General features: G+C 55.2%; 15 protein-coding genes. 7 read left to right on the top strand and 8 right to left on the bottom strand.

Going from position 1 to position 13,150, the window contains the following annotated elements; all coding sequences use genetic code 11:
• The first annotated feature begins 226 nt into the window (after nucleotides 1-226).
• Together B2R48_RS19450 and B2R48_RS19445 are read left to right on the top strand one after the other, a co-directional pair.
• Nucleotides 227-673, top strand: a complete 447-nt coding sequence (locus B2R48_RS19450) for a methylglyoxal synthase (RefSeq protein WP_213474244.1) — start codon at nucleotides 227-229, stop codon at nucleotides 671-673.
• A gap of 51 nt (nucleotides 674-724) precedes the next feature.
• A complete protein-coding gene (locus B2R48_RS19445) occupies nucleotides 725-1,651 on the top strand; it encodes an AEC family transporter (protein WP_297003604.1) in 927 nt (308 codons plus the stop codon).
• Here the strand turns inward: B2R48_RS19445 and B2R48_RS19440 are convergent.
• A complete protein-coding gene (locus tag B2R48_RS19440) occupies nucleotides 1,598-2,386 on the bottom strand; it encodes an RluA family pseudouridine synthase (RefSeq protein WP_297003602.1) in 789 nt (262 codons plus the stop codon). The genes B2R48_RS19445 and B2R48_RS19440 overlap by 54 nt on opposite strands.
• A gap of 146 nt (nucleotides 2,387-2,532) precedes the next feature.
• On the opposite strand from B2R48_RS19440, the gene B2R48_RS19435 reads away from it, so the two are divergent.
• The 3 genes from B2R48_RS19435 to B2R48_RS19425 are packed head-to-tail and all read left to right on the top strand — an operon-like array spanning nucleotide 2,533 to nucleotide 4,552.
• Complete coding sequence (locus B2R48_RS19435) at nucleotides 2,533-3,345, top strand: DUF6134 family protein (protein ID WP_297003601.1); 813 nt, start codon at nucleotides 2,533-2,535, stop codon at nucleotides 3,343-3,345.
• Nucleotides 3,342-4,109 (top strand): SDR family NAD(P)-dependent oxidoreductase, encoded by a 768-nt coding sequence (locus tag B2R48_RS19430; protein WP_213474247.1) that lies wholly within the window; start codon nucleotides 3,342-3,344, stop codon nucleotides 4,107-4,109. Before B2R48_RS19435 ends, B2R48_RS19430 begins: the two co-directional genes overlap by 4 nt.
• Nucleotides 4,106-4,552, top strand: coding sequence for a nuclear transport factor 2 family protein (locus B2R48_RS19425; protein ID WP_297003598.1), 447 nt, complete (start codon nucleotides 4,106-4,108; stop codon nucleotides 4,550-4,552). Before B2R48_RS19430 ends, B2R48_RS19425 begins: the two co-directional genes overlap by 4 nt.
• On the opposite strand, the gene B2R48_RS19420 is transcribed toward B2R48_RS19425, so the two are convergent.
• The 5 genes from B2R48_RS19420 to B2R48_RS19400 all read right to left on the bottom strand — a co-directional run bounded on the left by B2R48_RS19420 (nucleotide 4,515) and on the right by B2R48_RS19400 (nucleotide 9,882).
• Nucleotides 4,515-5,006, bottom strand: coding sequence for a DUF3833 domain-containing protein (locus B2R48_RS19420; protein WP_062953886.1), 492 nt, complete (start codon nucleotides 5,004-5,006; stop codon nucleotides 4,515-4,517). The two genes, B2R48_RS19425 and B2R48_RS19420, sit on opposite strands and share 38 nt — an antisense overlap.
• A gap of 86 nt (nucleotides 5,007-5,092) precedes the next feature.
• Entirely contained in the window at nucleotides 5,093-6,439 is a 1,347-nt protein-coding gene (locus B2R48_RS19415; protein WP_297003595.1) for an MFS transporter, read from the bottom strand.
• Nucleotides 6,426-7,703: an SAM-dependent methyltransferase gene (locus B2R48_RS19410; RefSeq protein WP_297003594.1), complete on the bottom strand. Its 1,278-nt coding sequence runs from the start codon at nucleotides 7,701-7,703 to the stop codon at nucleotides 6,426-6,428. The genes B2R48_RS19415 and B2R48_RS19410 overlap by 14 nt, the downstream gene beginning before the upstream one ends.
• Before the next feature lie 5 nt (nucleotides 7,704-7,708).
• Nucleotides 7,709-8,542, bottom strand: coding sequence for a DUF1365 domain-containing protein (locus B2R48_RS19405; protein ID WP_297003593.1), 834 nt, complete (start codon nucleotides 8,540-8,542; stop codon nucleotides 7,709-7,711).
• Nucleotides 8,539-9,882: an NAD(P)/FAD-dependent oxidoreductase gene (locus B2R48_RS19400; RefSeq protein WP_297003591.1), complete on the bottom strand. Its 1,344-nt coding sequence runs from the start codon at nucleotides 9,880-9,882 to the stop codon at nucleotides 8,539-8,541. Before B2R48_RS19400 ends, B2R48_RS19405 begins: the two co-directional genes overlap by 4 nt.
• A 212-nt stretch (nucleotides 9,883-10,094) precedes the next feature.
• Here B2R48_RS19400 and B2R48_RS19395 point away from each other — a divergent pair, with 212 nt between their 5' ends.
• Complete coding sequence (locus B2R48_RS19395; protein ID WP_062953902.1) at nucleotides 10,095-10,685, top strand: sigma-70 family RNA polymerase sigma factor; 591 nt, start codon at nucleotides 10,095-10,097, stop codon at nucleotides 10,683-10,685.
• On the top strand, nucleotides 10,682-11,386 hold the full coding sequence (locus tag B2R48_RS19390; RefSeq protein ID WP_297003588.1) for a ChrR family anti-sigma-E factor: 705 nt from the start codon (nucleotides 10,682-10,684) through the stop codon (nucleotides 11,384-11,386). The genes B2R48_RS19395 and B2R48_RS19390 overlap by 4 nt, the downstream gene beginning before the upstream one ends.
• A gap of 65 nt (nucleotides 11,387-11,451) precedes the next feature.
• Here B2R48_RS19390 and B2R48_RS19385 read toward each other — a convergent pair whose 3' ends face one another.
• Both B2R48_RS19385 and B2R48_RS19380 read right to left on the bottom strand, forming a co-directional pair.
• Nucleotides 11,452-12,339 carry a 23S rRNA (adenine(2030)-N(6))-methyltransferase RlmJ gene (locus tag B2R48_RS19385; RefSeq protein ID WP_297003586.1) on the bottom strand — a complete coding sequence of 296 codons (888 nt, stop codon included), beginning with the start codon at nucleotides 12,337-12,339 and terminating at the stop codon, nucleotides 11,452-11,454.
• A 6-nt stretch (nucleotides 12,340-12,345) separates the two neighbouring features.
• Nucleotides 12,346-13,150 (bottom strand): rRNA large subunit pseudouridine synthase E (locus B2R48_RS19380; RefSeq protein ID WP_349676161.1); only part of this gene is annotated, 805 nt, incomplete at its 5' end.

Genomic DNA, 13,150 nt, shown 5'->3' with positions numbered 1-13,150 from the left:
AGCGCTGGACGCGGACAAACGTGCAATCCACATGTAATTGATCAGTTCTCTGATCTGCAAACGGCCGTCCCATTCACTTGGGGCGGCCGTTTTGTTTTGGCCACCAGAAACGCCTAAGTGCCTACATTTTATGAAGTTTGTGGAATTGTCAGACTTTTGGCAGGTGACGCTGGGGGTCTTTGGGGATTAGTATGACAAAACCTGTTTACTGGCCCGGAGAATGAAAATGGTGCTGTCTGTTGGCGTTGTTGCCCACGACCGTCGCAAACGCGAAATGGCTGACTGGCTTGAAAAACACAAGGATGTGTTTGCCAATATGCGCATCTTTGCCACCGGCACAACCGGGCGGGTTTTGCAGGAACGGTTCACCGAACTCGATGTCCAGCCGCTTAAAAGCGGCCCGTTTGGTGGCGATCAGCAATTGGGTTCGATGATTGCGCACGGCGAATTGCAGGCCATGTTCTTTTTCACCGACCCGATGACGCCCCAGCCGCACGATGTTGATGTCCGTGCCCTGATCCGGCTGGCCAACATGTATGAAGTGCCGATCGCGTGCAATCAAAGCACGGCGGATCTTTTGATCAGCAATCCGAAGTTCGAGGAAATCTGCGAACAATATCGCGATCACTCCCCGGAACAGGTCTTTGCCGATTACAGCAACCGACAGGTCTAGTCGCCAAACAGCCCGACCAGAGATTCTCGCCACCGGAGCGCCCCACCCACCATGCAGCTCGCTTATGATGTCATCGCCGCGATCTTTCCGATCTTTGCCGCCATTCTGGTCGGCGCGGCGCTGAAACGATATCTGATCAAGGCGGCAGATATCTGGGCCGGGATCGACCGCCTGACCTATTATCTGTTGTTGCCATCTCTTCTGATCGTCGAGATTTACCGTGCGGATTTTTCCAGTGGCGATGCCGGGACTGCGGTTGGCGTTACCTTGGCCGCAACGCTTGGTCTATCTGCTGCACTGCTTTTGCTGCGACCGCTGATTACGCGTGACACGCCGCTTTTCACATCGATCTTTCAGGGATCGGTTCGCTACAACAGCTATGTCTTACTCGCCGTTGCCGATGCGCTTTACGGGGCAGCGGGGCTTGCCCTTGCCATCATCTTTGTTGCGGTAATGGTGATTGCCACCAACATGCTTGGTGTGGTTGTCCTAAGCGCGTTTAGCAGCGGGAAAAGCAACCTTAAGCGCATCATGGGCGGGATTGTCAAAAACCCGATCATTATTGCCGCCGGAGCCGGTGCGGTCCTGAATGTGAGCAATATTCACGTTCCATTGCCCATAGAAAATACGGCTGCCCTGTTCAAGACCGCTGCCCTGCCGCTGAGCCTGCTTTCGGTCGGGGCCGGGCTTCGCTTTATCATGGACAAAAAGGCGCTTGGTGCGATTGCGCTTTCGACCACCATCAAGCTTGCGGTGCTGCCGGTTATTACCGGTGTCTGCCTTTACCTTGCGGGTGTCGAGGGCATGGTTCTGGCGATGGGGGTTCTGTATGCCGGCATGCCGTGTGCGGGGAATGCCTATATCCTGGCGCGCCAACTCAATGGCGATGCCGAGGCGATGGCATCGATTATCACGCTGGAAACCTTACTCTCCGCCTTCAGCGTCGCTATCATCGCCGGTGTATTGAGCATCAATTGAGCTTGCATGCGCGGCGTAGTCGCCGTCATAGCCGCAGGCTTCGAGGCCCGGACGCATCAGTTCGGGGGGCGGCGCATCTACAATCACCGGATCACGGTCAGCATGGAACGGCACGACAATCTGACGCGATAGCAGCATCAGGGTCGGTGGCGCGCCAAAGATCGGCGGCTCATCACCACGGCCATAGAACGGATCGCCAATCACCGGATGTCCGACATGATCAAGATGCACACGCAGCTGGTGTGTCCGCCCGGTATGGGGGACAAGCTCAAGCCAGGTGATATCATTACCATCTGCGTCCTTGCCACGGCCCAGCACGGTGTATTCGGTTTTTGATGGCTGCCCATCCTCGTGGACCAGCATGGTCCAGCCGCTTTCATCATTGACCTTGCCAATCGGCGCATCAATGAAACCGTGATCCTCTTCCATCGCGCCATGCACCACCGCCCAATAGGTCTTGCCGATTTTCTTTTCGGTGAACAGGCGGGTGATCTTTTTCGATGATTTCGGGTGACGGCACAGCAACAGGCAGCCGGCAGTGTCACGGTCGAGCCGATGGGCCAACGTCGGTTCGGGCTGAATGCCAAACTTCAGATCGGGCAGATAGGCATCAACGTGAAAATAGGTCTTTGGCCCCCCATGCGATGCCAGTCCCGGCGGCTTGTTCAGCACAATGATGTTGGAATCGCGGTGCAGGACATGCGCAATCAGGTCTTCTGCAATCGGATGGAGCATGGCGTGGCCTTTCATTTCGGGGCGGGCCCGTTGAGCCCCTGCTTACCCCATCGAACGATAGCGGGCAATGATCATGATGTTTGATCCGCAGATCAGTGCAATCCGTAACAAGAAGCACGCATATCTTTTGCAACCCGGACTTGGTCATGATCATGAAGACATATAGCGCAACTCCGGTAAAATCCCTGCTTGGCGGATGCACCCTTGTAGGCGGCATTGTTGTTTCTTTGACGGCGTTTGCAGCCAACGCGCAAACCGCTACGCAAGGCGATAAAGCGCCTATAGAGCAAGCAAGATTGTCTCAGGCCTTCGAAGGTACTGATACCTGCCGCAAATTTGATCCGATCCAACGGTATGGCAACGAGCTTCGTTTTCAGATCCGCCGCAACGACGCCCCGGTCGGAAGCCACGTTGTCCAGTTCAATCAGGGCCGCGATGGACTGCAGGTGGTTGCGCAAAGTAACATCGATATCAGCTTTTTGGGCTTTAACGCCTATAGCTTTGCTTATCGCTCAGAAAGCCTGTGGCAGAATAACCAACTGGCTGTGCTGTCTGTGCGGGTTGATGACGATGGTGACCAAACAGAAGTTGTCGCCAAGGCTGATGATCAGGGGACACTTGTCGTCAAGGGGCCAGATGGTGAGCGGGCTTTGCCAAGGGACATTTTCCCAACCGATCACTGGCATTGCGGAGTCCTGGACAGCAATGCGGTCCTTAACACCATCACCGGCAAAGCGAACGCAGTTGATATCCGCGCAAACGAAACTGAAATGCTGCGCACAACGGACGGAACATTGCGTGCGACAAGGTTCACCTATGACGGCGAACTTGAAACCACCGCATGGTATGATGCTGATGGCCGTTGGGTCGGTCTGGCGTTCGATGCGCGTGATGGATCGAAAATCACCTATCGCTGTATGAGTTGCGCGACACAAACCGCGCAAAAGGATGAGGAATGAGCAAGAACTTCCAGACCATCTGGATTATCGGAGCATCGTCGGGTATCGGCGCGGCAGTGGCCCGCAAATTCCATGAAAACCCGACATCCCCAGACCAGAAAATCATCATTTCGGCACGAAATGCCGACAAACTGAACGAACTTGCGACCGAAATGCCCGGTTTAACCCCGGTGGCACTCGATATCACCGATCCAAATGCGGTTAATGCCGCCTTTGGCACAGTTGAAGACAAGTTTGGCCTGCCCGATCTGGTGATTTTGGCCGCTGGTATCTATTCACCAATGAAGTTAAGCGCATTTTCGGCCGAAACCATCCGAAGCCATGTCGAGACCAACTATGTCGGTATCGTCAATTGCCTTGAGCCGCTTTTGGCCAAGATGCGGGCACGCAAATCCGGCGAGATTGCCGTAATGGCATCGGTCGCGGGCTATCGTGGCCTGCCCAATGCATCGGCCTATGGCCCGACAAAGGCCGCTTTGATCAACTTGTGTGAATCACTCCATACTGAACTTAGCGGTAGTGGTGTGTTGCTGCGTGTGATCAATCCGGGTTTTGTTAAAACGCGCCTGACCGACAAAAACGATTTTGAGATGCCCTATTTGCTTGAACCGGAACAAGCAGCGGATTTCATCTATCGCGGACTAAGCGGCAGTGACAAATTCGAGATTGCCTTCCCACCGCCCTTCGTGCGGCAATTGAAGCTGACCCGAATTTTGCCCTATCCGCTTTTCTTCAAACTGATGCGCAAACTGATCCGAGCATGAACGACATCTCCGACAACAAACGCCGGTTGCTGGCGGCATATGCAGACTATTACGCGACCCTGTCGCTCGAAACGGTCGATCAGCTAAACGGTCTGGTGACAGAGGATTTCGTGTTTTGCGATCCGTTCACCACGGTGCAGGGACCAAAGAATGTCTGTGCCTATCTGGCAAAGGCATTTACTGATGCGGATCATCCGCGATTTGTGGTCACCCATCGCGCGATTGACGGTGATCGCGGTTTTTTGCGTTGGCAATTCAGTGCGCGGGTAAAGGTTATTGGTGATTGGGAATTCACCGGCATGTCGGAAGTCACCTTTAACCAGGACGGTTCGCGCCTGACATCGCATTTTGACCATTGGGATTCCGGTCAAAACTTTTATGCCAAGATCCCCGTGCTGCGCTGGTTCATTCAGCGGCTTGCACGACGGGTTGCTCCTTCGTAAAGAACAGCGTCACTTCTCCGATCTCAAAGCCCCATTTTTTCACGCGTGCCCGGTTAACCAACACACCGTCTGGCTGCAGGAACATCCAGTCATTGAAACCGACGCGCCAGGCGCCATCACCGACCTTGAGATCCATGTCATAAGACCAGTTCAGCGCATTGCCATACTGGCTGCCAATCGCGGTCCCGACAATGTCATCAGCGCGCCCTTCATAGGAGTGCTCACCGGTTTTGGTGATCTCCCACACACGACGGTCTGTTTCGCCATCGTCATAGATAAAATCTTCTTCAAGTGTCAAAACACCGTCCTCGACCGTTCCCGTTATTTCAACGGTGAACTGACGGCGCAGCGTCCCGAACCGGTCTTCGAAAATTCCCCAAGCCCGGCTGTTGCCTTCGAAGTAATCAAACACATCGAAGCGGGGTTCCTTTTGCGCAAAATCCTGCGGTTTCATTGACCCACATCCGACTAAAAGCACCAAAAAACACAGCGCCAAGGTATTTCGCAGCATCGATTTTCTCCTGTCCTGACATCCCAAGATCAAACGGTGCGGCGTGAAAGGCGCCGACGAATGGCAACCTGATGCGTGCTGTCCAATGGAAAACGCCACATCATCCCGATTGCTCCTGCTTTCAGTACGATGGGGATTACGGCATAGATCAAAACCAGCACAACCAATGCGCCGGTTTTTTCATCCCCGCCCTCGGTCAGGCCAAAGGCCCCCAATATCGGAAGCGCAATCCCTGCCGCCAGGGCCATGGCAAGCTTGTTGGTCATGTTCCAAAGGGCGAATAAAAGGGCGGTGCGCCGTACCCCAAACCGGTATCGATCCCAATCATCCACATCGGCCTGAATGGCAGGCGGCAGGGCAAGATCCGCCCCCAATGCCGCGCCGGTGACAAGGCATATGACGGCAAAAGCGCCAAAATCACCGGCATCCAGAAGCGGGACAAAGACAAAGGCAATGATCGCCATCACCATGGCCAGACACCACACACGATGCTTGCCAATCCGGCCTGCCATGAACACCCAAAGCGGAATGGCGATGATGGCAGCCGCGAAATAAAGCAGGATCAGGATATTCTCGCTATCCTGACCCAGCTCAAGGTAATAGCGGACAAAGAGCGGAAAGCAGACCGCCGGCAAGCCAGCCGCCAGTCCATTGATCATCCATGCCGCCAGCAGGCGCATGAACAGGCGATTGTCGCGCAGGCTGCGGATGCCAAGGCGCAAAGTGACCAGAAGGTTGCCTGATCCCATTCCCGCTGCGCTTGATTTTGTGCGTTTATGCTGCGCTACCGGATCGGGCACCTGCCAGATCAGAAGAGCGACGAAGACAGCCCCCAACGTCAGCGTCACGATGGCCAGGGTTTGAATTTCGGCGGCCCGATCTGGCGCGTTAATCAGAACCGGAATGGCACCCGCCAGCACAATCCCGATCAGCCCCGCACCTTCGCGCAGGGCCGTCAGAGATGTGCGTTTTTTATAATCGCCTGAAAGATCCGCCCCCCAGGCAAGGTAAGGCACCTGAAACATCGTCCAGCCGAGAAACAGCACACTGGCCCAGATAAGAAGATAAAGCGCACTTGGCTGTTCTGGCGGGCTGAACAAATACCAAAGCCCAATCCCGGCAATCACCGCCCCAAGTCCGGTCCACAGCTTGCGATTGCCCGTTTTGTCTGACAACCAGCCGACCACCGGGTCGGTCAGCATATCGATCACACGCACCAGCAACAGGACAATGCCGGTCACCGCCAAACCAAGGCCAAGGTCATCGCCATAGTAACTTGGCAACAACACATAGGCCGGGATGGTTGGCACGGCGGCCGCCATCGCCGGAAGCGCGTAGAAAACAGACGTTCGGGTGGGGTATTCAGACGGACGCATTTTCGCGATGTTCGATCACAAAGAGGCCAACATCAATCGAGCCCTGATCAAACCCGGTTTCGCAATAGGCAAGGTAGTATTCCCACATGCGCTTGAAGCGCATGTCAAAGCCCTGTTTTGCAATGCCATCCCAGGCATGCTGGAAACTGCGCTGCCATTCGGCCAGAGTCCGGGCGTAGGATTTGCCGAAAAATTCCGAATGCCGCAGATCGAGCCCGGCCTTGCTGACCGCTGCTGACAATGCGGTCGGGGATGGCAACATCCCGCCCGGGAAGATGTAGCGCTGAATGAAATCCGCCCCGCGACGATAGGTTTCAAAGCGGTCATCATCAATCGTGATGATCTGCAGAACGGCCTTGCCGCCCGGCTTCAGACACTTGCGGATCATGTCGAAATAGGTCGGCCAATGTTCTTCGCCGACGGCCTCGAACATCTCGATCGAGACGATCTTGTCGTACTGGCCTTCTTCGTGACGATAGTCGCGCAGAACAATATCAGTCCGGTCATGCAGTCCCTGCAGCAACAGACGCTCGCGGGCATAGGCATGCTGTTCATTTGAAAGGGTCAAACCGGTGACATTGCAGCGATACTTGCCCGCAGCCAGTTCGGCGAAACCGCCCCAGCCGCATCCGACCTCAAGGACCTTTTCACCCGGACTGAGATCAGCCAATTCACAAATGCGTTCGTACTTGGCCGATTGGGCCGCATCAAGTGACATGTCTGGTGATTGATACAAGCCCGAGGAGTACGTCATGCTGGGGTCAAGCCATGCACGATAGAACGCGTTGCCAAGATCATAGTGATAGGCAATGTTGCGCTTTGATCCTTCGAGCGTATTGGCATTGCGCAGATGTCCGATCCGCGCAACCGTACGGGCCAGAAAACCGGCAGCCAGACGGGCGCGCACGATGGTTTCATTGCGCATGGCAAAGTGCATCAGATGGGTCAGATCAGGGCTGCTCCAACTGCCATCCATATAGGCCTCGGCAAAGGCAACATCCCCACCGGTGGCGAGTTTGCGGATCGCCTGCCAGTCATGGATGTGGATGGCAGCCCGCAGGTCGGTTTCCTGATCACCTGTGAAATGCAGGGTGTCGTCGTCGGGCAGGACAATGGTCAAACGTCCGTAGTGCAAATGCGCCAGAACCCGCTTGAGCATGGCTTTCAAAAGGCTACGGCTGCCCGTTACACTGCCCAGCATCGGCAAGATGCGGTCACGCAGCGGAAGCGCATCGGCGGATGCATTACGATTGCGGTTTGGCATTGTTTTTATCTCTTTCCTGCTTGGGCCGCTGCTGTCCCGGTTTCCAGCACATAGGTTACCGCCTGCTTTGGCGGTGCTGGTCGTTTGTGGAACGTCATACCCTTGCGCCAAAGATGGAGCGCTTCCCAATGGATGCCTGCGACGACCTTTAACGTCATGAGCGGGTAACGAATGAACGCTCCTAAAAGTTTACGGTCGGAAAGCTCGGTTCGATCACCGACAAAAGCCGCATTCAGAAATGCACCTTTGTCATCGGTTTCACGGATGGCGACCGCAACGTTTTGATCGGGCATCCGAATACGGAAATGATAATCCGCAACCATGTCGATAAAGGGTGAGACATAAAACCCTTTCGCACAGGACTGGCGCAGCACGTTCTTGTCATCAAGTGAGCCGTCGGCCACCGGAATCAGGTAACTATGTCGATCCCCGAAGGTATTTGAGACCTCATACAGTACAGCGCCAACCGATCCGTCCGCCCGATGGCAGAAATAGACCGACAGGGGATTGAAAACAAAACCAAGCAAACGCGGATAACACAGCAACAGGATTTTGTGCCCGCAATCGGCCAATCCGTGATCGCTGAGTATTGCCTCCAACCGGGTGCGCAAATCGGCGGGACCACCATCGGCATGATCACGATCATGGAATGAAAACAGGTTAAAGCGGTTGCGGCTGAAAAGTTTCAGCCGTGCTGCAAGACCATCGATTTCATCAAGATCAAGCAAGAAGGAAAACACCCGATAGCGCAGCTTGTGCTCTTTTGGGCGCAGTCGATGATGCGTGACCACCCCTTCAAACAGGGCAGATGCCGGTTTTATCGGAGAAAGGCTGTTCATGCGGCCTCGCTCGATCGCGGGTGCGCAGTATCGCCCACATGGATGCGGCCACTTTCATTTTCGACATTCCACGGACGACGAACATTGCCAAGCGCCTCGGCCACGGCAAGGCCAGACTGAATGCCGTCTTCATGGAAGCCATAACCAAAGTAGCTGCCGCAATACCAGATGTTATCGACACCCTGTATCGACCAGAGTTCCTTTTGTGCTGCCATCGCCCCGGCATCAAATAGCGGATGATCATATAAAAATGATCTGATCACGCTGCCCTCTTCGGGGTGGCGCGGCGGGTTCAGGGTCACAAACAGGGGGTTGTTCTGATCAAGATGCTGCAGACGGTTCATCCAATAGGTGACACAGACTTTTTGTTCGCCGTCATGATCTTCGGCAAGGTAGTTCCAGCTTGACCAAACCTTGTGGTTCTTTGGCATCAGGCTGGTATCATTGTGCAGGATCGCAAGGTTGCGTTCATATTTAAAGGCCGAGAGCAATTCCGAAACACGGGCATCAGGCGTTTCCTGCAAGGCCAGCGCCTGATCACCATGACATGCCAGCACGACGTGATCAAACTCTTCGCGCTTGCCATAGCGGTCCTCGACAAAGGCCTTGCCAGACGGCGTTTTGCCGACCTTGGAAATGGCACGATCCAGAACCACACCACCGGAAATGCCAGCTGTCATCCGCTTTACATACTCACGCGATCCACCAACCACAGTGCGCCATTGCGGGCGGTCCTTGATCTGCAAAAGCCCGTGATTCTGACAAAACCGAACGAATGCTGCCAAGGGATAAGCCATCATGGTATCGACAGGCGTGGACCAGATGGCAGCCCCCATCGGCAGCAGGTGATCATTGATAAAGGATTTGGAATACCGCTTGTCGCGCAGGTAGTCACCCAGGCTGATATGCTCGGCCGTGCCGTCTTCAAGGGCGGCGGGCGCTTCGCGGTAAAAGCGCAGGATATCGCGCACCATCTTCCAGAAGCGCGGTCGGAACAGATTGCGTTTTTGCGCAAACAGGGCAGAAAGATCACCGCCACCATATTCCAGCCCGCCCTCATCCATGGAGGCGGCAAAGGACATGTCTGTTGCCGTCGTTTCGACGTTGAGGTGATCAAATAGCGCACACAGGTTTGGGTAGCATCGCGTGTTATAAACAATGAAACCTGTATCGACGGGGGTTTGACCCGCATCGACCGTATTGGAATGACCGCCCGGGCGGTCATCTTTTTCGTAAAGCGTTACATTGTGCGATTGGCTGAGCAGCCAGGCCGCCGACAGGCCGGATATACCGGCCCCGACAACAGCGATATTGAGTTTCCCCGAGGTGACAATGTTCATATCGGCCCGGCCTGCTTGCAGTTAAAGTGTTAATCTACATATGAGTACGCATGGCGAAACCATGCAGATCACTGTGAATTATTTGTGCGGCACGATTGTAAGTATCTGGTCGAAAACATACATTTTTATGTGATCCAAACAAATGCGGCCGGCGTAGGAAGTGCATGATGAACACGATTCTGGCGCGGCCCCAAAGGGGACCTGAAACCAAAATGAGCGGCACCACATCACGACGCACCGGACCAGCAGATCCGGTCGAGGCAAAAAGATGTGCCGATTGGATTGTTTCCGTCGCAGCGTCACGCGACCGGGAAGCATTTGCGCAACTGTTCGCGCACTTTGCCCCGCGCGTGAAGGCATACATGTTCCGGTTTGGCGGCAATTCCGAAACCGCCGAGGAAATGGCACAGGAAGCAATGATGCAGGTCTGGCGCAAGGCGCACCTGTTTGACCCTTCAAAGGCAGCGGCCAGTACGTGGATATTTACCATCGCCAGGAACCTTCGTATTGACCGGTTCCGGCAACGCAAACATATCGAGGTTGATGATTCCGACCCGACTTTGATTGTCGACGAAGACCCGCTGGCAGACGATGTTGTAAATCGTGACCAAGAGGCCGTCCTTGTCAAAGCCGCGATGGCGGAATTACCAGCCGATCAGAAGGTGGTCGTAGAATTGTCGTTTTTCGAAGATTGCTCACACAGCGAAATTGCAGAGCGTCTGGACATCCCGCTAGGGACTGTGAAGTCGCGATTGCGGCTTGCGCTTGGCAAGCTGCGTGGCGGACTGGAAGGTGTCGCATGAACATCAAGCATCATCCAACCGATCAGACACTGATGGACTATGCCAGTGGTACCCTGTCGCAAGCGATGGAACTGCTGGTCGCAACCCACATGACCGTGTGCCCACACTGCCGTGACAAGGTCGATGGCTTTGAAACTATGGGCGGTGCGGCACTGGAAACCACGAACAGCATGGCAATGGCAGATCATTCTCTTGATCACGTCATGGCGATGCTTGAACGTGAAACGGCCAACGAAAACATCGTGACACAGGAACTGCCTTCACTGCGCCGGGTCGCGGTCGGCGAAAGCATCATGGGCAGCGCCATGAGCGCGCTTCCCCGTCCGCTTGCCGATTTGCTACCAGACGACGTGATGTCGCTTGAAGACATCCCTTGGAAGACGCTGGCACCCGGTGTGAAGCATTTCCAGCTGAAATCAATCGAAAGCAAGGGCACCGTGCGCCTGATGAAGATCGCACCGGGTGTATCGATCCCCGATCACGGGCATCATGGCCATGAAATGACGCTGCTGATCAAGGGATCTTACATCGATGAAATCGGCCGGTTCCGGGCGGGCGATGTTGCTGACCTTGATGATGATGTCGATCATCAACCGATTGCCGATACGGCAGAGGAATGCATCTGCCTGATCGCAACCGACGCCCCGATGAAGTTCAATCGCCTGTTGCCTAAATTACTACAGCCATTCTTTGGCATCTGATACCTCCTCCCCAAGCGTCCCAACGCACTAAGGCCCCGTGGGCATCGCGCCTTCGGGGCCTTTTTCTATGCGGCGGGAACCAGCCAGCGCATCTGATGGTTTGCCGGTCCGGGCAGCTTGCAAGTTTTCGCAAGCCAGTCACCGATTTCGCCAAGTTGCTGATCAAATTGCCAGGGCGGATTAACAACCAGAAGCCCCGTCCCTCGCATGCGTCCCTTTGCCCCACCCTGATCGGTGGCAAGTTCAGCACATAGCACACCGCCCGATGCCCTGATCGCGCCAAATGAAGCACGAAGCTCGGCATCAAATCCGTCTTCGAGGATCGGGTACCACAACATGAAGGTCGCCGTTGGCCATTTCTCCCAGGCTTCGCGCACGGCTTTGGCGGCCTTTTGATAATCCTGTTTCACATCATAGCTTGGGTCCATCAGAACCAGTCCACGCCGAATGGCCGGTGGCATCATGCCGACCACACCTTCATAGCCATCGCGTTTGTGCAGATGAATGCGGCTGTCACGCTTGACCCGATGATGCAGCGTTTCATGTTCGCGCGGATGCAGTTCCATCAGGATCAATTCATCATCATCGCGCAACATATCGCGCACAATAAATGGTGATCCGGGATAAAAGGGTCCGTGATAGTCATCGCCTTCGCGCACGCCATAATCGCGACCCTTTGCCACAGGATCAAAGCCCGCGACGTAGGTTAAGAATTGCTGCAGCATTTCCGGCGCGTTGGCGGCGTCGCTGACGCACGCATAACCGTCTTTCCACTCTCCGGTTTTGGCGGCCTGTTCACTGCCAAGATCATACCAGCCAGATCCGGCATGGGTATCAATCACGCAGAACGGCTTTTTCTTTTTGCGCAAGTGTTCAAGGATCAGCCAGAGGGCAGCATGCTTGTGCATGTCGGCAAAATTCCCGGCGTGAAAGCCGTGCAGGTAACTGAGCATTGCGGCTTATCCTTTCTTCGGGCGCGAACGGTGGCGCGCCGGTTTTGAGCGATCCGGTGTGCGTTTACCAGTACCCGAAACATTTTTCGCAGGATCGCCCGGCGCATTGCGTTGGCGCGCCGATTTATATCCCCCCTTGCGTCGGACTTTGCCGGGTTTTGCACCATCATGCTTGTCAGTGGCTTTGCTGTCGGCATTGGGCGCACTGGTAATATCAGGCAACTGATTGCGGCGCGGCGGCTTGGCCGATCCGGGGGATAGCCTGCGATGGGTGGCGGGCGGTGCATCAACCTCGATCACCTTCCATTCACCAGGTGCCAAACCATCCAGCGTCCAGTCCCCGATGGCATGCCGGATCAGGCGCAAGGTCGGGAAACCAACCGCAGCCGTCATGCGACGCACCTGGCGATTTTTGCCCTCGGTGATCGTCAGTTCGATCCAGCTTGTCGGTATGGCCTTGCGATAGCGCACCGGTGGATCGCGTTCCCAAAGCCCGGCAGGTTCATCAATGCGCCGGGCCTTGGCAGGCAGGGTCATACCGTCTTTAAGCTCAACCCCAGCCCGCAGGGCTTCAAGCGCCTCATCGGTGGGTTCGCCGTCAACCTGTACCAGATAGGTTTTGGGTTTCTTGAATTTCGGATGGGCGATCTGGGCATTGAGCGGCCCGTTATCGGTCAGAAGCAACAAACCCTCGCTGTCGCGATCAAGACGCCCTGCCGCATAGACACCGGGCAGATCGATATAGTCAGCCAAGGTCGCCCGACCGTTTTCACGGTCGGTGAACTGCGTCAAAACGCCATAGGGTTTGTTA

It is taken from the genome of Thalassospira sp. UBA848, from assembly GCF_002295455.1.
Taxonomy (GTDB): domain Bacteria; phylum Pseudomonadota; class Alphaproteobacteria; order Rhodospirillales; family Thalassospiraceae; genus Thalassospira.
This window is presented reverse-complemented; position numbering and strand designations above follow the sequence as displayed.